Raw genomic sequence first — 18,122 nt, 5'->3', positions numbered from 1 at the left:
AGAATCCGGTGCACACCTCTGGACACCGGACGGCCGATGAGGGATAAACGTCTGCATACAGTATTCGTCGGCTGTATGCAATGTACAGACTGCTGAACGGAATCGCACCAAGGACCCACCCACCGGCCCCGAACGGAAGGACCCCGCTCGCCATGTACGAGGGCAACTCCGCACCCGCCGCCGGTACTTCTCCCACCGCGCCGTCACGCGCGGCACCCCTCGCCAGGAACATCACCGGCGGTACGCCGCCGTAGGCGGACGGGACGGCGCGCACGTCCCTCCGCGAGCGCGGCCCAGCCGCCGCGCCCGGGCCGCGCAGTCGGCCCGCCACTGATCCTGCCCGGACGACGTCGTACCGGGCAGTCGCTCCCGCTTGCGAGCGGAGCACAAGGGGCGGCACCGGTCCCGTGACACGCGACCGGACCGCCCGCCCCGGAAGCACCACAAGAGAACCGTCCAGGGGGCGCTGGCCCGGCTCTTACGAGGCAAGGGGAACGACAATGGCGTCATCGACATCGTCTCAACCACCCAGCTCATACACGGAGGTGACGGACCGCAACGGCCGCACGTACCGGATCGGCGAAACCGACCGGCAGATCATGGGGCGGCCCCGGTGGACCATGGTGATCCTGCCGTGGGTCGCCATGATGGCCATCAGCTCCTCGGAGTACGCGTTCACCTCCGCCGAGGACACGCTCGCCGACGCGCACAACTGGCACGGCGCGCACATCTTCTGGCTGCTGGGCGTCTGGATCCTCTTCCAGGCGGCGGTGGCCTTCCCGGCCGGCAAGATGCGGGAGAACGGCACCCTGTCGGCCCGCGCCGCCATGGTGCTGGGCGCCGGCGGCACCCTGCTCGGCTACCTGTCGCTGGCCCACGCGCCCAATGTCTTCTGGGCGTACCTGGGCTTCGGCTTCTTCGGCGGCGGCGGCGCCGGTTTCGTCTACGCGACCTGCATCAACATGGTCGGCAAGTGGTACCCGGAGCGGAAGGGCGGCAAGACCGGCTTCGTCAACGGCGGTTTCGCCTACGGGTCGGTGCCCTTCATCTTCCTGTTCAAGAACTACATGGACCTGGACAACTACGGGAACGTCCTGATCGTGGTGGGTATCGGGCTGGCGCTCGCCGTCGCCGTCAGCGGCTTCTTCTTCAAGGACCCGCCGAAGAACTGGTGGCCCGCGCACATCGACCCGCTCGCGGTCTCCGACGACCCCCGGGTGCGCCGGGCGCTGGAGAAGAACCCGCCCGCGGTCAAGCAGTACACCCCGATGGAGGCCGTCAAGACCGGTGTCCTGCCGCTGATGTGGTTCTGCCTGCTCTGCACGGCGGGCGTGAACATCTTCGGCATCTCGTTCCAGGTCGACTTCGGTGACGAGATGGGCTTCGCGGGCGGCATCGTGGCCCTCGCCATGAGCCTGAAGGCCATCGTCAACGGCACCGGCCGCGGTGTCATCGGCTGGATCTCCGACCGGTACGGGCGCCGGCAGACGCTGACCTTCGTCTGCGTGGTGCTGGGCCTGGCGCAGTTCGCGGTCTACTTCTCCGGCTCGATGGGCAGCATGCCGCTGTTCCTGCTGGCGTCGATGATCTCGGGCTTCGGCGGCGGCGCGATCTTCCCGTTGTTCGCGGCGATGACCGCGGACTACTTCGGGGAGAACAACAACGCCTCCAACTACGGCCTGGTCTACAGCTCCAAGCTGGTCTCCGGCCTCGTCGGGGCGGGCGTCGGCAAGATCGTCGTGGACGCCTGGGGTTATGGCGGCGCCTTCATCCTGGCCGGCTGCATCGGCCTGTTCACCGGTGGTCTGTCGCTGCTGCTGCGGCAGCCGGGCCGTCCCCGCGCCAAGGACATCCGGCCGAACCCCCAGCCCATCAGCCGGGAGATGGTCTGAGGTGCCCACCGGGCACCGGGTGACCCCGGCGGCGTCCGGTCGCCGGACGGCAAGAACGGCAAGAACGGCATGACGGGAGCCTCAGCCGTGGAACCTCACGGCTGAGGCCCACGCGGAGGTCATCCGGAGCGGTCTGCCGCGATCGCCTTGTGGTGCCGGATGACCTCTTCGACAATGAATTTGAGGAACTTCTCCGCGAAGGCCGGGTCGAGGTGCGCCTCCTCGGCCATCTGCCGCAGCCGCGCGATCTGCTCGGCCTCGCGCCGCGGGTCGGCGGGCGGCATCTGGTACGCGGCCTTCAACTCGCCCACCTGCTGCGTCGCCTTGAAGCGCTCCGCGAGCAGGTGGACCAGGGCCGCGTCCAGGTTGTCGATACTGCCGCGCAGGTGGCGCAGGCGCTCCAGCGCGGCCGCGTCGTCCGCGTGTCCTTCGTTCATCCGCCCAGCCTATCCAGCGCCGCGGTGATCAGTCGGTACGCCCCGTCGCGGCGACCGTGACACCCAGGCCGATCATGGCCAGGCCGCCCGCACCGCCGACCATCGACAGCCGGCGCGGCGAGCGCGCGAACCACGAGCGGGCCGCGGAGGCCACCAGGCCCATGGTGCTGTCGGAGGCCAGCGCGATGACGTTGAAGACCAGGCCGAGCAGCAGCATCTGCACGGTGACGTGCCCGGCGGCGCGATCCACGAACTGCGGCAGGACGGCCGCGTAGAAGACCATCGTCTTGGGGTTGGACACCCCGACGACGAAGCCCTCGGCCAGTGTGCGCAGCGCGCCACGCGCCGCCCCCGCCTCCGCGGCGGCCATGCTGAGCGCCTTGCGGTGCCGCAGCGCCTTGGCCCCCAAATACACCAGGTACGCGGCGCCGGCGAGCTTCAGCGCGGCGAACAGCAGCGCCGAGCGCTCCACCACCGGGCCGACGCCGAACGCGACGGCCAGGACGAGGACGTAGGAGCCCAGGGTGTTGCCGGCCACGGAGGTCAGCGCGACGCGGCGGCCGTGCGCCAGCGCGCGGCCGATGACGAACAGCACACTGGGGCCGGGGATGAGCACCAGCACCAGCGATACCAGGGCGAAGGCCGCCAGTCGGTCGAAGGTCACCATGGCGGGAGGGTAATCGGGTATATCTTCCGGCGCACTGGATTATCGGCGGGGCTGAAAGGCGGGACGGACATGGGTGAGCCGCAGGGCAAGGAGCTGGAGGCGGTTCGGGCGCGGCGGGAGGAGCTGCGCGCGGCCTATCTGCGCGAACCCGGCAAGCGGCCGGAGACGACAGCGGCGGGGGTGCACCACGTGGCGTTCATCTGCCGCGACGTCGAGGAGACCATCCGCTTCTACCAGGAGTTCCTGGGCTTCCCGCTGGTGGAACTGGTCGAGAACCGCGACTACGCGGGCTCCAGCCACTTCTTCTTCGACATCGGTCACGGGAACCTGCTGGGCTTCTTCGACTTCCCCGGCCACGAGCACCCCGAGCAGCACGAGACCATCGGCGGTCTGCAGCACATGGCGCTGTCGGTGACGGCGGAGCAGTTCGACGCGGCGAAGGAGCGCCTGGACGCGGCGGGCACCGAGTACCTCGGGCCGGACCGGGGCGTGGACAACAGCCTGTACATCCGCGACCCCAACGGCCTCAATCTGGAGCTGTACCGGGAGAGGCTCGGCTACTTCGAGGGCAACGCGCTGTTCTGACCTCGCGAGCCGGTCCCGCGGGCCGGTCCGGTCCCGCGGGGCGCCGCGCTCAGTCCTTGTCGGCGCGGTGGTGGTAGGAGGTGCGGGTCTGCTCGGTGTGGCCGCGCATGACCTCGCTCGCCCGCGCGGCGTCGCGCGCGGCGATGGCGTCGATCAGCTCGCGGTGCTCGATCCAGGACTGCATGCCGCGCTGCCGGGCGACCGGGGTGTAGTACCAGCGCACCCGCCGGTCGACCTGCCGGGAGAGTTCGGCGAGGACCGCGTTGCCGGCCAGCTCCATCACGTAGGCGTGCAGGGCGGCGTTCGCCGCGACGACGGCGTCGACGTCGTCCACCGCGACCGCGGCCTCGCCCGTCCGGCACAGCTCGTCCAGCCGCTCCAGCCCCTCGGCGCCGGCGTTGGCGGCGGCCAGGCGCGCGGCCTCGGTCTCCAGCAGCGCACGGACGACGAGCAGCTGGTCGGCCTCCTCCTCGGTGGGCTCGTGGACGAACGCGCCCTGGGCCGGGCGCAGATCGACCCAGCCCTCGGTGTTGAGCCGCTGCAGGGCCTCGCGCACGGGCTGGCGGGACACGCCGAGGTGGCCGGCGAGTTCGGTCTCCACCAGATGCTGGCCGGGGCTCAGCGCCCGGGTGATGATGAGTTCGAGCAGTGCCTCGTACACCCGCTCGCGCAGGGGTCCTGGACGCTCCAGTTTGGGCACTGATCCCTGTGACAGCCCAGTGGACAGCATCTCGGCCCCCTGCCTTTCCGGGGATGATTGGCTTTCGTCTACAGTCTACCGGGGGTGGGGCCCGCTGAGGACACCGCCCCGGCGCGTGACCCTCTTCACATCTGGGACGCGGGCCTTCCCTTATGCGGCGCCGGTGAGTTGGGCGGTCTTGACCGTCACCAGCACCACCAGCACGGCCAGCGTAGCGACCGCGCCCACCACCTGGACGAGGGTCCGGTGACGGGCCGGGGCACGGGCGATGACCAGCCCGAACACGCCGCCGGTGAGCAGGCCGCCGAGATGGCCCTGCCAGGACGTGATGGCCGCCGAGATCACCATCCAGACCAGCAGCATCACGATCAGCTGGTTGCCGCCGAGGGGGTCGTAGCGCAGCCGCCGGCTCAGGATCCAGTACGCGGCGCCCAGCCCGAAGACGGCCCCGGAGGCCCCGAGCGCGGGCGTGTACGGGGCGAGCACGTACGTGGCGACACCGCCGCCGAGGGCGGCGAGCAGGTAGAGCCCCAGGTAGCGGACGCGTCCGAGCTGGCCCTCGACGACCCGGCCGATGTTCCAGAGCGCGGCCATGTTGAACAGGATGTGGGTGATCCCGAAGTGCCCCTCGGTCGGGGCGAGATGGAGGAAGGACGAGGTGATCAGCCGGTACCACTCGCCGTGCGCGACACCGATCGCCCGGAAGCCCGGGGGGACCGGCCCGCCGCGGTAGACGTAGCTGTTCCCGTCGGGACCGAGCAGTCCCGACCCGAGGGCGTCCAGCCGGACGACGATGTCCGGGCGCATCAACTCGGCCACGTACAGGGCGACGTTCAGCGCGATCAGCGCGTACGTCACCGCGGGCACGTCCGAGGTCGCGATCCTGCCGCCGAAGGCCGTACGGGCCTCGCGGACACCGCGGTTGCCCTCACGGACGCACTCCGGGCACTGGTGGCCGACGGACGCCTCCCGCATGCAGTCCGGGCAGATGAAGCGGTCGCAGCGCGTGCAGCGGACGTGCGATTCGCGGTCGGTGTGGCGGTAGCAGGTGGTGACCGGGGGCTGGGTCCCCTGATCGGCGTCCGTGGTACTCACGAGTGACAGCCCCTGTCGGCGTACGGCACAGCGGATTCGCACGGTTGTACCCAGTTGCGGCACCGCGCGTCAAACCATGGCCGCGAGGCTGTTCCGCGCTGCGCGACCGGCCAATACAGTGATCCCGTGACGAGCGAGGTATCCGCCGCCGAGCAGCCGGAGTTGGTCCTGCGAGGGGGCGGTGTGACCGCCCGCTTCGACGGGGACGACGTGCACGTGAGCGAAGGGCACGAGCGGCGCCGCATCCCGGTCGCCGCGATCGAGGAGGTCCGTGCGGCCGGCCCGCAGGGCAGCACCGCGGAGATCGTCCTCACCACCGCGGGCGGGCCCGCGGCCGTGCACTCCGTCACGCACCACAACTCCCGTGCCGTGACGGCGTTCGCCGCGGCCGTCAACGCCGCGATCCCGCCGCGCGACGCCCACGAAACCCGGGAGGACGGCACGGCCCTGGTGGAGGTGACCTCCACCAAGTCCCGTCCCGCGCGCGACGACGCGAAGCCCGCCGAGGAGGCCACCGCGGCCGAGGCCGCCGGGGGGATCGTGTTCCTGCTCGTGGCGCTGGGCTGGCTGACGGGTCTGGTCTGGCTGCTTGTCGACGGCGAGGGAGGACAGGCGCTCCGCTGGGGCCTCGGTTTCCTGCCTTTTCTGATCGGCGGCGGCGCGTTGTACGGGTTCGTCTCGGAACTGGACAAGGGCCTGGCCCTGCGTCGGCGCGGCATCACGGTGGTCGCCGTGTTCGACCGCAAGGAGGAGCCCGCGGACAGCGAGCAGTCGGCGGTGACGGTCTACCGCTTCACCGACCTCAAAGGGGTCGTGCACGACTACCGGGGCTCCGGCCGCAAGGTCGAGGGCGACGCGCGGCGCGTGGAGATCACGTACGACCCGGACCACCCCGACGTGGTCTCCGGCACCGGCTGGTACGCCCGGCTGACCGGCATCACCGCGCTGGGCCTGCTCACCCTCGCCCTGCTCGCCGGCGCCCTCTACCTGACCGTCGGCAGCGTCGTGGACGTGTTCTGACCCCCGCGCCCCCGCGCACACGGCACTTGACCACCTCGCTGAATGTTGTAGACAATCTACGAGCACCCGCGCCGCGCGCCACCGCGCCCGCGCGTGGCAACCTCTGTACCAAGGGCCGAACCGGCCGCCCGCACGGACAGAACCGGGACTGATCGACATGGGACGGGTCACCGAACGGCGCCGCGTACTGCGGATCAGGGACGGCGCCATCGACCACCGGGCGGACACCCTGGTCGCCGAGGAGCCGCTGGAGATACGGCTGAACGGCAAGCCGCTCGCCATCACGATGCGCACACCGGGCGACGACTTCGCCCTGGCCGCCGGATTCCTCGTCAGCGAGGGCGTGCTCGGCAGTGCCGAGGAACTCGCGAACATCGTCTACTGCGCGGGCGCGACCGTCGACGGGTCGAACACGTACAACATCGTCGACGTGCGGCTCGCGCCCGGTGTCCCTGTCCCCGACATCACCCTGGAGCGGAACGTCTACACGACGTCCTCCTGCGGCCTGTGCGGCAAGGCCAGCCTCGACGCGGTCCGCACGACCGCGCGCTGGCCCATCGCCGACCCCTCCCCCCTCCGGCTGGAACCGGCCCTGCTGTCCGCCCTCCCCGACCGGCTGCGCGCGGCCCAGCAGGTCTTCGACCGGACCGGCGGTCTGCACGCCGCCGCGCTCTTCACGGCCGACGGCGAACTGCTCGACGTCCGCGAGGACGTCGGCCGCCACAACGCCGTCGACAAGATCGTGGGACGGGCGCTCCAGCAGGGCCTGCTCCCGCTCGCCGGGAAGATCCTGATGGTCTCCGGCCGCGCCTCCTTCGAGCTCGCCCAGAAGGCGGTCATGGCCGGCATCCCCGTCCTGGCCGCCGTCTCCGCCCCGTCCTCCCTCGCCGTCGACCTGGCCGCCGAGTCGGGCCTCACCCTCGTCGGCTTCCTCCGCGGCACCTCCATGAACGTCTACGCGGGCGAGGAGCGGATCGCCCTGCCCGCGCCGGTGGCCGGCCGGGGCTGATTCCGCCGGTCCGCCGGTCCGCCGGTCCGCCGGGGGTAGACAGCGTCTACCACGCGGTGGACACTGTCCACCATGCCCGCTGTGCCCGCCATGCCCGCCACGGCCACCGACCCCCGCGCCCGGCTGCTCGGCGCCGCGCTCGCCGTCCTCGACGAGGACGGCGTCGAGGGGCTGACCCTGCGGGCCATCGCCCGCAGGGCCGAGGTGTCGCACGGCGCCCCGCTCAAGCACTTCCCGCACCGCGCGGCACTGCTGTCGGCCGTGGCGACGGCCGGGTTCCGGGAACTCAACGCCTCGGCGGAGGCCGCGGTGCGGGACTGCCCCGAAGGGGCCTCGGCGACGGCGCGGCTGCGGGCCGGGGCCCGCGGATACGTGGCCTACGCCCTGGAGCGGCCCGCCATGTTCGCGCTGATGTTCCGGCACGACCTGCTCGACCCCCAGGACAAGGAACTGGGCCGGGTGAGCCTGTCGGCCTTCGACGACCGGCTGCTCGTGCTCGTACGCGCCGCCCAGGCGGACGGCTGGCACCCCGAGGCCGACTCCCGCGCGCTCACCGGCGCCCTGTGGTCGGGACTGCACGGCCTGGTGCAACTCTGGCTGTGGGGCTCCCTCGCCCTCGCGACCGGCGCGCCGTCCGCGGACGCGGCGCTGGACGCCCTGTTCACCTCGTACGACCTCAAGGAACGCCGACGATGACCGAGACCTACGGCTTCGACCGCGAGACCGCCCTGACCCCCCGCCCGGACGACCCCTCGCTCCGGGACGGCGAGCTCCACGAGGGCTGGCGGATCGGCATGGGCATCAACGGCGGCCTGTTGCTGGCCCTGGCCGGGCGGGCGCTCGCCGCCGAACTCGGCGGGGACGACCGCGGGCACCGCGACCCGTTCTCGATCAGCGCGTACTACCTGTCGACCTCGCGCCCCGGCCCGGTCACCGTCCGCACCGAGACGCTCCGCCGCGGCCGCACCGTCTCCACCGGGACGGCGTCGGTCGTGCAGGACGGCCAGGAGCGGCTGCGCGCCATCGCCACCTACGGCGACCTGGACGGCCACGACCACGCGGGTGACGTACGGACCTCCGCGACGCCCCCGCAGATGCCGCCCCCGGAACGGTGCGCCGGCACCGACCTGGCGCCGCCCGACTTCCTGAAGATCGCGCCGATGCTGGACCGCATCGAGCTGCGGCTGGACCCGGACACCGTCGGCTGGGCGGTCGGAGCACCGTCCGGACGCGGCCTGATCCAGGGCTGGCTGCGGCTGCCCGACGGACGTGAGCCGGATCCGCTGATGCTGCTGCTGGCCGTCGACGCGCTCCCGCCGGCCAGCTTCGACCTGGGCATCGGCGGCTGGGCCCCCACCCTGGAACTGACCGCCCACGTCCGGGCCCGGCCCGCGCCGGGCTGGCTGCGGCTCAAGCACTCCACGCGCAACTTCGCCGACGGCTACATGGAGGAGGACGCCGAGGTCTGGGACTCGGCCGGCCGTCTCGTGGCGCAGTCGCGGCAACTGGCGCGGGTGCGGCTGCCGGAGGACACGTAGGCCGGTAGGCCGTGTCGGCACTCCCCCGGCCTTCTGCCCGGGGGAGTTGCCGCATCGTCCCTGCGGCCCCGCCACGCCGGCCACGAGGGAGCCTTGCGGCTACCGCGCCCGCGCCCCAGGCAGCGCGTCAGTGCAGTTGCTGACGCCAGTCCTCGGGCACCCTGCCGTGCGGGCCCGGGGAGGGCTGGGACTCCGGGCGGGAGGTCGGCGGGGGCAGGGCGGGCCCCTCGTAGTACTCCTCCGTGTCGACGTTCCAGAACCAGTCCTCACCGGGCTCGAAGCTGGTGATGAACGGGTGTCCCGCCTCCCGGGCGTGCCGCGTGGCGTGCTGGGACGGCGAGGAGTCGCAGCAGCCGATCCGGCCGCACTCGGCGCAGCGCCGCAGATGCAGCCACCAGCCCGGCCCCTGGCCCGCGCCGCAGTCGGCGCAGCCCTCGCCGCTCGGCTTGGCCGTGGGGTCGATGCCCGGGATCGTACGGTCGTCCGCCATGGTGGACCCGCCTCCTTCGCGCGCGATCATGTTCTCCCCGCATGCTAGCCATCCCGCCGCTCCCGCACCGCTCGAAGCGGCAGGCCCGCCCGCGGCGCGGACGGCCGGAGGGGCCGACGGCGTCCCCGGCGGACCCCCTGCCACCACCGCGCCGGGGAACTGTCCGGGCAAACAGGCAACTCATGGCATTCAAGGGCTTTTTCGGTCTATGCCTTGCCTTGTCCTCCACGCCGCCTTCACACTTGTCCCCTCAGCGAGGCACCAAAGGGCGCAAACCGGCCTCGTTGACGGGGGGACAATACTGTGCGTCACACCACGCTGCCGGAAAGTCTCGGCGACCGACTGCGGGCCGCGGCCGCGCTGCCCGCCCTGACCGTCCACCGGTCCGGGCTGCTGGGCCTCGCCGCCGCCGTCGACCGGCAGGCGGGCCGGACACCCCCGCGAGGGGGCCGGCGGAGCGGCGACCCCGGGCCCGTGCTGGAGGCAGAGGCCGCGACCTGGGCCCAGCTCGACCTGCTCATGCTGTTCGGCCGCCCCGACACGTACCGCGTGCCGGCTCCGTCGGCAGGCGAGGCGCGGGTGCGCTCCGTCCTGGGCCTGCTCCCCTCCCTGCTGGTCTTCCTCCCCCTGGTGGTCACCTGGTACGGGCTGAGCCGGGCGACCCACGCCTACCAGGAGCTGCGTGCCACCGGCGAAGGACGGCGCATCGCCGACGGGCGTACCTTCCTCGACCTGTGGCAGGACGGTTTCGCGGGCCATCTCAGCGGGGCGTTCACCTTCGGCGCGCAGGTGTGGTGGACGCTGGCGTCCCTCGGCCTCCTCGTGGTGGTGACCCTCGCGTCCGGCCTGCTGCGCCGCGGCCAGGAGGGAACCGCGGAGACGGCCGTGCAGGAGGCCGTGAACCAGCTGTTGCCGCTGCTCACGGAGACCCAACTCCACCTGCTGCCGCTGCGCTTGGAGACACCCGCCCGGTTCGCCGCCGAGTTGAGCGGCGCCGCCGCCCGGCTCACCACCCTGCTGGAGGCGGCGAACCGCACCCACGCCGAGAGCCGCAAGGTCACCGACACCACGGTCGCCCTGCTGCGCACCGCACAGCAGGACATCGAGAAGCTCTCCTCGGCGGCCGGCGCGCTCGACGTCGCCGCGGCCCGGCTGGACCGTTCGGGCGACCGCATGGCCGCCACGACGGAACGCACCACCGTGGCCGCGGAGGCGATGGGCCGGCTGGTCACCGAGGACATCGAGCGGGCGCGCACGGAACTGGCCGCGGCGGCGGGCGCGACGGCCGACGACATCCGGCGGGCGTCGGAGACCTCGGCGCAGCGCGTCGCGACGCTGGGCGACGAGGCGGTCCGCACGGTCGCCGCCCTGTCGGACGCGGCCACGCAGCGCATGGCGGACATCGGGGGCCAGGTCGAGAAGGCACTCGAAGTGACCGCGCAGCAGGGCCGGCAGCTGGTCGGCAACGCCTCGGCCCAGGCGGGCGCCTCGCTCACCCGGCTGCTGGACGAGGTACGGGTCGCCGCGGCCGCGCTCGACCGCTCCAGCAGCCGGCTCGGCGCGGCCGGTGGCGGGCTGTCGGAGTGGCTGGAGTACACGCTCGGCGAGGGCGCCGACCGCATCGCCCGCACCTATGAACTCGCCATCGCCACCGCGGCGGTGGAACTCAGCAGACGGTTCCACGAGGCGGGCGGCGGTGTGGAGAGCGCCCTGGCCGCCCTGACCGAGGCCGTCGGCCGGCTCGACGGCACGGTCGGCGCCCTCCGTGAGCCGCCCGTCGCGGCGCCCGCGCCCGGCCACCCCGCGGACCGGCAGTGGCAACCTCCCGCCGACGCCGTGCCCCATGTCCCCCACGTCCCCGCCGTGCCCGCGGACCGGCAGCCGCCGGACGACACCCTGGTCCCCGACGGCGGTCAACCGCCGCTGCGGGGCGGCACGGTGCTCCTGCGCCGCTCCCCCGGCCACGCGGCGCGGGACGACGGAACGGACGGCGCGGCATGAGAGGCCCCGGGGTGACGCACCTCGCCGGATGGCTCTTCGCCGACCTGCTGCTCGTCCTCGTACTGATCGTGCTGGGCGGCCAGACCGTCCACACCGTCCAGGACGCGGCACCCGCACCGGCCGCCCGGGCCTACGCCGCGCCCTCGGCCGCACCGTCCGCCACGCCGTCCGCTGCGGCGCCCCCCAACAGGATCGGCATGGACCCGGTCAGCAAGCGCCTGAAACTGCTCGTCAGCCAGGACGTGGCGGACGACCTGCGCGGCTCCGGCAGCGCCCGGGAGGCGGCGCGGCGCCGGATCAACAAGGAGGTGGACCGGGTCCTGGCCGGCGAGAGACGGCGCGGCGCGATGATCTTCGTCTGGGGCTCGGACGGCGGGTGCGCCGGCTGCGCGGCCGACTCCGACCGCAGCTCCCGCTACGCCGACGCGGCGGCCGAGGCGATACTGCGGGGCCACCACCGGCTGCTCCCCCTCGACGCCGCCTTCTACCGCGGCTACATCGACCTGAGCGGCGCCTCCGGTGCCCTGCGCATGGAGGTCTTCTTCTACAACGCCTGAGCGCCGGCCCGGAGCCGGCGCCTCCCCCGCCCACCAGCCACCGCCGGACCCCTCGCGCGGGACACCGGCGCCGAGCACGACCGTTGAGGAGAACGCAGGTGACATGGGACGACCCCGCACAGGCGCTGCGATTCGTCCGGGAGGTCCGCCAGGCCGTCGAGGACTGGCCGGACATCCCCGACGACGCCGTGGACGACTTCACCGACGCCGGACAGCACACGAACGAGTTGGAGGCCGTGGCCACCACCCCGGTGACGATCGGTGTGGTGGGTGAGTTCACGGCCGGCAAGTCCAGTGTGGTCGGCGCGATCCTGGGCAAGCCCGACCTCCTGCCGGTCGCACGCCGTGCCGCCACGGCGCAGGTCACCGCGCTGCGGCTGCGCCCCGGCCCGGACGGCGTCCCCACGGCGCTGGGCCCCGACGCGACCGTGGAACTGCTCGGCCCGGCCGAACTCGCGGCCTGCCTGACGTACATGGCCGAGAAGCTGGCGGACGACCTCAAGCGGTCCAAGCCCGCCGTCGACCGCCGTCCCCTGCAGGAGTTCCTCGCGGCTTTCGCCGGCTCCGGGACTCCCGCGTCCGCGCACCCGTCCGAGCTGCCCGCCTGGCGGGATCCGCGCACCTGGCAGCGGTTCGACGCATGGGCCCGCGGCGCGCTGTGGGCCGGCCCGGAGGACAACGAGCAGATACGCGGCCGGGTCAGGGAACTGCACGCGCTGAGCGAGGCCGTGCTGAGCGCCGAGCCGTCGCTGTTCGGCACCACCCACACCCTGCCGGCCCAGGAGGCGCTGAAACTGGCCGACACGGGACGCCCCGAGACACCCGGAGCCCCCTACCCCGGCCGCTCCCCCGCACGGGAACGGCTGGACGCCGCGGTGCTGACCCGCCTCCTGCGGCCGGACCCCGAGGGCCGGCAGGAGGCCGACCGGCGCAGGCTCGTCCCGCCCCTCATCCGCAGGATCAACCTCGACGTCGCCGTCCGCCCCGGCACCTGGGCGCCCGTCGAGTCCGGCGACGGCGGGGCGGTGCTGCTGGACTTCCCCGGCCTGGGTGCGGCCGGCCGGCGGGACGACTACCTGTGCCAGTCGCAGCTGAAGAACGTCGAGACCATCCTGGTGGTGGCACGCGGCGACCTCATGGGCTCCGACCTGGCCGCGAGCTTCTACGGGATGATGGAGACCCAGCGGCCCGACCGGGCGGCGCTGCGCGACTCCATCCTCGTCGCCTTCAACAAGTGGGACTGCGCGGACGTCCCGCAGCTGCCCGACGGCGTCGCCGCGACGGGTGAGACCGTCACCGAGCACTCCGACGACCTGTACTCCCTGCGCACCGACGCGGCCAAGCTGCTGTTCCAGCGGCGCGACCGGATGCAGCCGTTCTCCGTGTTCACCGCGCTGACCACCGAGGGCACCGGACTCGACTGCACCCTGCGGGACCTGGCCTCGCCCAGCGAGGAGGAGATCGCCGCCCTCGGCAGGAAGCGCCTGGCGTGGGGGCGGCTCGCCGGACGCATCGCCGCCGCCGATCCCGGCCACCACTGGGTGGACCAGCTGGGCGAGTACGCCCGTGACGGCGGTCTGCTGGCGCTGCGCGGGCTGCTCGCGCGCCACATCGAGGAGCACGGGGCCCGGCTCAAGCGGCAGACCATCAAGGAGCAGTTCCTGCGCACCCACCGGGCCTGGCGCACCGTGGACGTGCGGGCCGGCGCCCGGGGCGTGGCCGCCGGCAGCCCGGAACACGCCCGGATCATCCAGCGGTTCGAGCAGTTGCGCACCGCGGCGGAGCGGCTGATGACCGGCCTGCACGAGCTGCGCAACCCGGCCAAGGCCCGCCGGGACGGCGGCGCTTCGGTGCTGGCCCGGCTGGAGGAGCGCGCGGTCGCCCAGGTCTTCACCTGGCCGCTGTGGGGCGAGCTGTACGCGACCCTCCAGGACGGCGTGGTCGCCAAGGCCCCCAGGACGGACCCGGAGGACGTCCCGGAATGGGTCTACGCCCTGCCGGAGGAGGAGCGGCACGAGTTCCTGGACAACCTCAGGGGCCGCACCCGGGAGCGCCAGGCGGACACCACGGCCGCCTTCCACGAGCAGTACGAGAAGACCGTGCGCTCGCTGTACGACGACGCGTTCGAGCAGCTGACCCTGTGGGCGGCGGCGTGGGCCGCGGAACAGGACGAGGCGTTCGGCGAGTCGGTCGCGTGGCTCGCCGAGGAGGAGACCGCCGTACGGCTGGAGAGCCTGTTCGCCGAGCTGCCGGACCGGGCCACGACCCCGTCGTTCCGGGTGACCCAGCTGAAGGTGCTGGCCCGTACCTCGGCGCTCGCCTCGGCCGCCGAACGCGGCGCACGGAAGCGGGCCGAGGCGCGGACCGAGGCACCCGTCGGCGGTTTCCCGCAGCTCCAGGACCACGTCCTGCCGTGGAGCCACGAGTACCGGGACGATCCCTCCCCCGAGCGGCGGAACGCGGAGAGCAGCCAGTACGCCGTCGCCCTGTTCCGCGACCGGCTGGTCGCGTCGGTGTACGAGCAGACGGCCGCGGCGTTCGCGGACATGCTCGCGGCGGCGCTGGCCCAGATGATCGGCATGGTCCAGGAGAACGCGAAGGCCGTGCCCGACTCGCTCCAGGTGGCACAGATGATCAGCGCGGCCGCCCGGGGCGGCGGCGCGAAGGACGAGGAGCAGGAACACGGCGCCCGGCAGTCGCTCCGTGCCGTCCTGCGCCGCTGGGAGGCCGAGAAGTGAGCATCCTGCAGATCACGTTCGAACCGGTGCCCGGGCTCAACGGCATCGACCAGGCGTTCACCAGCGTCGAGCAGGAGGGCCGCTACCCCCTGCCCGCGGTGGCGCTGGACTCGGTCAACGCCATGCTGGGCTACCCGCAGGACCTGACGGTGGTGCAGACGGGCGGCGGGCCCGTGCCGTTGCGCCAGTGGCTGGAGAACAACTGGGTCTGCGGGGTCCTCACGGGCAAGCACCCGGTCTACGGCCGCCAGGTGGTGATCCCGGCCTTCAGCATCCCCGCGGAGGTGGTGCGGCCGGCCGGCACTCCCCCGGGCGACGTACGGGTCACCGTCAGCTGGAAGCTGGCGTTCCGTGACGAGAAGAGCGCTCCCGGCGAGGACTTCGCCTCCGTGGAGCTCACCTTCAGCACCGAGGACGGGCCGCCCGCCGCGGCACCCCTGCTGGACGGCATTCCGCGGCACGTGGGGGACCGTCCGGTCTTCGTCCACTTCGCCTCGGTGGATTTCGGCAACACCAGCTCGACCGCGACCCTCTACAACGGCGAGGAGAACACGACCTGGCGGATCGACCCCGACCAGGGCCGCGCCCTCGCGGTCGAACTCGCCGCCACGCTGCGCCGGGACGCCCGCCCGGCCGCCGTGACCACAGCCGGGCACAGGACACCGCCCGACTGGCCGAAGTCGGCGGACGAGATCGCGGCGGTGGTCCTGTCCGACCGGCCGCAGGACGAACGCACCTGCGCCCATCTGGTCGAACTGCTCACCGTCGGCGGCGAGGGCCCCGACCGCCGGCTGATCGAGCGCACGGCGCAGGAACTGGAGCGGCTGGCCCGCACGGCGGACCACGGCGACTGGCTGGTGCCGCGCCTGTTCCGGGCCTACAACCGGGCCTTCCGCGTGCCGCCCCTGAAGCGGCTCGGCCTGGAGCGGATCAACTTCGGGGAGACCACGGACACCTACGAGGTGCCCAGCGCGCTGAACGTCAGGAACGGCGCCCTGCACCTGTCCGACCAGCACTCCGGGTCGCTGCGCGGACTCAAGCGGATGCTGCGGCGCCCGGTGCAGGTCCCGGTGCCGCGGCTCGGCGACGGAGTGGCCCACCACTCCGACGACCTGATCGCCCTGGCCTTCGTCCGGCTGATCGAGGCCGCCGAGACCAGGACCCGGCACCCGCAGACCCAGGAGGCCCGGCACCTCACCGAGATCGTCGTCACCTATCCCACGACGACGGCGCCGGACGTGCAGCGGCGGCTGGAGAACCTGCTGCAGTCGAAGGCCGGCCTGAGCCAGGTCTACGTCGGCTACGACGAAGGGGTGGCCGCCGGACTGTTCTTCGTGCTGAGGGACTTCTCCGGCAACACCGGTTCCGGCGTGGAGGCCCTGCGCGCCGCTGCCCGTCCGGTGCCCGGGGCGGCGTGGCCGACCTGGCAGCAGACCATGCTGGTCGTCGACATCGGCGGCGGCACCACCGACATCGCCCTGCTCGGCCTCACCCTCACCGACTACAGCGGTGAGCTGACCGAGGAGGAGGCCAGGACGCGCGGGCGCCGCTACGAGCTGCGCCCGGAGGTGCTGGGCTCCACCGGCCACCCCGACCTCGGCGGCGACTACCTCACGCTGAGGGTGTACTACCTGCTCAAGGCCACGCTCATCGACCGCCTGGTGCGGCAGGCGTACGAGGCCCAGGAGGCGGGCGGCGCCCAGGGGTCGGAGACCTACCGGCAGCTGCTGGACCTGATCCCCGAGTCGCTGCTGACCGGCTCCGCGGGCGCGCCGAGCCTGGCCACGGCCGTGCTCTCCCACCTCTCCGGCTCCGAACTGCCCAAGAAACTCGCCCCGGAGACCGTCAGGTCCGCGCTGGCCAATGTGCTGCCGACCGGGTGGGAGCGGGGCGACACCCGGGAGAACCCGGTCTTCCACGCGCTGTGGTCGGCGGCTGAGGACGCCAAGATCCACCTGGGCAAGGAGGGCGCCGACTCGTGGCGCGCGCTGCGCCCCGACGTCATCAAGTGGCTCTCCGGGCTGACCGGCGACGGCTCGGGCCCCGATGTCCTGGACCTGGTCGAGCAGATCGAGGACCCGGAGGTGCTGACCCTGGGCAAGGCGCAGTTCGACCGGCTCGCCGGCCCCGTCTTCCGGGAGGCCGCCACCATCGCGGTGGAGCTCGTCCAGAGCCGTTTCGCGCTCGACGACTCCCTCACGCTGGACCGCATCATCCTCTCCGGGCGCAGCACCTCCATGCCGGTCGCCCGGGAGTCCGTCGCCGACGAGATCGCGCCGCGCAGTCTCCCCAACGACAAGCCGCTGTTCCGCAATCCGGCCGCCATCGAGGTGGAGGCGCCCTTCGCCAAGCAGGCCACCTCGATCGGCGCGGCCTGGGCGCACGCCCGCAGCCGTGCCGCCAGGCACCAGTGGGCCGAGGGCACCGGCGGCGCGCCGCGGACGAGTTCGGTGGACATCGTGGTGGGCGACATCTGCCCCACCCTGCCGTGCGACTTCAGCCTCGTGGACGCCAACAACGACCTGGAGAAGGTCTTCACCGTCGGCACCCCGTACCAGTCGCTCGCGGGCGAACGGCTCGCCGTGCGCTCGGACTGGCGCGCCCCGAGCCGGGTGCTCGACCTGCACCGGCCGCTCAACGGGCGGGTCAGCATGAGCTGGGGCTCCTTCTCGGTGCTGCGCACCGCGCTGGCCGAGGACGTCCAGCTGGACGAGGACCTGTGGTGGGGCCGGCTGTCGGAGGGCGTCAAGCCCGGCATCCGCATGCAACTGGAGATCGACGAACGCCTCGAACCCGGCATCCACTTCTGCCACGGCCGCCGGGCGCACCTCGTGGTCGGCCCGGCGGACGGCCGGGGCACCGGTCTCGTCGGCACGCGGCACGCGGCCTTCGGCGTCGACGGCCATCTCACCGCGCTGCTCGGCACCGTCCGGCTGCACGGGGTCAACCGGCAGGGCGAGCGGACCGAGTCCGTCGAGCTCGTCCGGCCCTGGCAGGACGACGGCGCGCCACTCGCGGAGCGGCTGCCCGAGACCTTCCACACCGACCACGACCCGGCCGCCTCCGCCGAGGCACTGCCGGGGCTGCTGGTCCCGTTCGCGCCCCTCGCCGGTTCCGGCGAGTACGTGATCGAGGTGGTGGACGGGGACGGGCGGGCGCACACGCTCGGCAACGTGCCCGTCCCGGCGGGCCGCCGGTCCGGCACGGAGCACTTCCTCAGCCTCGACAGCCGCGGGAGGCTGCGGGTCCACGGCGGCCGGCCCCCGTACCTGACGTTCAAGACCATCCGCGCGATGCAGGAGCACCCCGGGGCGGTCTACACCGCGCCGATGCGCCAGGACCTGGAAAGCCTCTACCCCGACTGGAACCCCTTCAGTGGCGAGCACTGAACCG

General features: G+C 72.9%; 15 protein-coding genes. 10 read left to right on the top strand and 5 right to left on the bottom strand.

Annotated features, from left to right (window positions below; translation table 11 throughout):
• The first annotated feature begins 500 nt into the window (after positions 1-500).
• Entirely contained in the window at positions 501-1,892 is a 1,392-nt protein-coding gene (locus ACIP64_RS12890) for an OFA family MFS transporter (protein ID WP_401584868.1), read from the top strand.
• A gap of 119 nt (positions 1,893-2,011) precedes the next feature.
• Here ACIP64_RS12890 and ACIP64_RS12885 read toward each other — a convergent pair whose 3' ends face one another.
• Both ACIP64_RS12885 and ACIP64_RS12880 read right to left on the bottom strand, forming a co-directional pair.
• Positions 2,012-2,329 carry a chorismate mutase gene (locus ACIP64_RS12885; RefSeq protein ID WP_401584865.1) on the bottom strand — a complete coding sequence of 106 codons (318 nt, stop codon included), beginning with the start codon at positions 2,327-2,329 and terminating at the stop codon, positions 2,012-2,014.
• A 28-nt stretch (positions 2,330-2,357) separates the two neighbouring features.
• On the bottom strand, positions 2,358-2,996 hold the full coding sequence (locus ACIP64_RS12880) for a LysE family translocator (RefSeq protein WP_360898860.1): 639 nt from the start codon (positions 2,994-2,996) through the stop codon (positions 2,358-2,360).
• Positions 2,997-3,065: 69 nt separating this feature from the next.
• Here ACIP64_RS12880 and ACIP64_RS12875 point away from each other — a divergent pair, with 69 nt between their 5' ends.
• Complete coding sequence (locus ACIP64_RS12875) at positions 3,066-3,581, top strand: VOC family protein (RefSeq protein ID WP_401584862.1); 516 nt, start codon at positions 3,066-3,068, stop codon at positions 3,579-3,581.
• 49 nt (positions 3,582-3,630) lie between these two features.
• Here the strand turns inward: ACIP64_RS12875 and ACIP64_RS12870 are convergent, their stop codons facing one another.
• Both ACIP64_RS12870 and ACIP64_RS12865 read right to left on the bottom strand, forming a co-directional pair.
• Positions 3,631-4,311, bottom strand: coding sequence for a GntR family transcriptional regulator (locus tag ACIP64_RS12870; protein WP_401584859.1), 681 nt, complete (start codon positions 4,309-4,311; stop codon positions 3,631-3,633).
• A 120-nt stretch (positions 4,312-4,431) separates the two neighbouring features.
• On the bottom strand, positions 4,432-5,376 hold the full coding sequence (locus tag ACIP64_RS12865; protein ID WP_401584856.1) for a rhomboid family intramembrane serine protease: 945 nt from the start codon (positions 5,374-5,376) through the stop codon (positions 4,432-4,434).
• A gap of 126 nt (positions 5,377-5,502) precedes the next feature.
• Here ACIP64_RS12865 and ACIP64_RS12860 point away from each other — a divergent pair, with 126 nt between their 5' ends.
• From ACIP64_RS12860 to ACIP64_RS12845, 4 genes are all read left to right on the top strand, one after another.
• Positions 5,503-6,396 carry a hypothetical protein gene (locus tag ACIP64_RS12860; protein ID WP_401584854.1) on the top strand — a complete coding sequence of 298 codons (894 nt, stop codon included), beginning with the start codon at positions 5,503-5,505 and terminating at the stop codon, positions 6,394-6,396.
• A 157-nt stretch (positions 6,397-6,553) separates the two neighbouring features.
• Positions 6,554-7,405, top strand: a complete 852-nt coding sequence (gene fdhD, locus ACIP64_RS12855) for a formate dehydrogenase accessory sulfurtransferase FdhD (RefSeq protein WP_401584852.1) — start codon at positions 6,554-6,556, stop codon at positions 7,403-7,405.
• A gap of 72 nt (positions 7,406-7,477) precedes the next feature.
• Positions 7,478-8,101 carry a TetR/AcrR family transcriptional regulator gene (locus tag ACIP64_RS12850; RefSeq protein ID WP_401584850.1) on the top strand — a complete coding sequence of 208 codons (624 nt, stop codon included), beginning with the start codon at positions 7,478-7,480 and terminating at the stop codon, positions 8,099-8,101.
• Entirely contained in the window at positions 8,098-8,943 is an 846-nt protein-coding gene (locus ACIP64_RS12845; protein WP_401584847.1) for a thioesterase family protein, read from the top strand. The genes ACIP64_RS12850 and ACIP64_RS12845 overlap by 4 nt, the downstream gene beginning before the upstream one ends.
• A 127-nt stretch (positions 8,944-9,070) precedes the next feature.
• On the opposite strand, the gene ACIP64_RS12840 is transcribed toward ACIP64_RS12845, so the two are convergent.
• Entirely contained in the window at positions 9,071-9,433 is a 363-nt protein-coding gene (locus ACIP64_RS12840; RefSeq protein ID WP_360898836.1) for a UBP-type zinc finger domain-containing protein, read from the bottom strand.
• Between the two features lie 303 nt (positions 9,434-9,736).
• On the opposite strand from ACIP64_RS12840, the gene ACIP64_RS12835 reads away from it, so the two are divergent.
• From ACIP64_RS12835 to ACIP64_RS12820, 4 genes are all read left to right on the top strand, one after another.
• Complete coding sequence (locus ACIP64_RS12835; RefSeq protein WP_401584844.1) at positions 9,737-11,434, top strand: hypothetical protein; 1,698 nt, start codon at positions 9,737-9,739, stop codon at positions 11,432-11,434.
• The gene (locus tag ACIP64_RS12830) at positions 11,431-11,991 is read left to right on the top strand and encodes a hypothetical protein (RefSeq protein WP_401584842.1); all 561 of its coding nucleotides are present in this window, start codon (positions 11,431-11,433) and stop codon (positions 11,989-11,991) included. The genes ACIP64_RS12835 and ACIP64_RS12830 overlap by 4 nt, the downstream gene beginning before the upstream one ends.
• Before the next feature lie 98 nt (positions 11,992-12,089).
• Positions 12,090-14,729, top strand: a complete 2,640-nt coding sequence (locus ACIP64_RS12825; RefSeq protein WP_401584840.1) for a dynamin family protein — start codon at positions 12,090-12,092, stop codon at positions 14,727-14,729.
• Positions 14,726-18,118, top strand: a complete 3,393-nt coding sequence (locus ACIP64_RS12820) for a hypothetical protein (protein WP_401584837.1) — start codon at positions 14,726-14,728, stop codon at positions 18,116-18,118. The genes ACIP64_RS12825 and ACIP64_RS12820 overlap by 4 nt, the downstream gene beginning before the upstream one ends.
• The last annotated feature ends 4 nt before the right edge of the window (positions 18,119-18,122 follow it).

Origin of the sequence: Streptomyces sp. NPDC088733 (assembly GCF_044751185.1) — a bacterium.
Classification (GTDB): Bacteria; Actinomycetota; Actinomycetes; order Streptomycetales; family Streptomycetaceae; genus Actinacidiphila.
Note: the sequence above shows the minus strand (reverse complement) of the source record. Positions and strands in the feature narration are given on the sequence as shown.

What these genes read in the sequence shown, in the direction of transcription:
- ACIP64_RS12890 (WP_401584868.1), top strand. Translation starts at nt 501, where the DNA reads ATGGCGTCATCGACATCGTCTCAACCACCCAGCTCATACACGGAGGTG.
- ACIP64_RS12885 (WP_401584865.1), bottom strand. Translation starts at nt 2,329, where the DNA reads ATGAACGAAGGACACGCGGACGACGCGGCCGCGCTGGAGCGCCTGCGC.
- ACIP64_RS12880 (WP_360898860.1), bottom strand. Translation starts at nt 2,996, where the DNA reads ATGGTGACCTTCGACCGACTGGCGGCCTTCGCCCTGGTATCGCTGGTG.
- ACIP64_RS12875 (WP_401584862.1), top strand. Translation starts at nt 3,066, where the DNA reads ATGGGTGAGCCGCAGGGCAAGGAGCTGGAGGCGGTTCGGGCGCGGCGG.
- ACIP64_RS12870 (WP_401584859.1), bottom strand. Translation starts at nt 4,311, where the DNA reads ATGCTGTCCACTGGGCTGTCACAGGGATCAGTGCCCAAACTGGAGCGT.
- fdhD (WP_401584852.1), top strand. Translation starts at nt 6,554, where the DNA reads ATGGGACGGGTCACCGAACGGCGCCGCGTACTGCGGATCAGGGACGGC.
- ACIP64_RS12850 (WP_401584850.1), top strand. Translation starts at nt 7,478, where the DNA reads ATGCCCGCTGTGCCCGCCATGCCCGCCACGGCCACCGACCCCCGCGCC.
- ACIP64_RS12845 (WP_401584847.1), top strand. Translation starts at nt 8,098, where the DNA reads ATGACCGAGACCTACGGCTTCGACCGCGAGACCGCCCTGACCCCCCGC.
- ACIP64_RS12840 (WP_360898836.1), bottom strand. Translation starts at nt 9,433, where the DNA reads ATGGCGGACGACCGTACGATCCCGGGCATCGACCCCACGGCCAAGCCG.
- ACIP64_RS12830 (WP_401584842.1), top strand. Translation starts at nt 11,431, where the DNA reads ATGAGAGGCCCCGGGGTGACGCACCTCGCCGGATGGCTCTTCGCCGAC.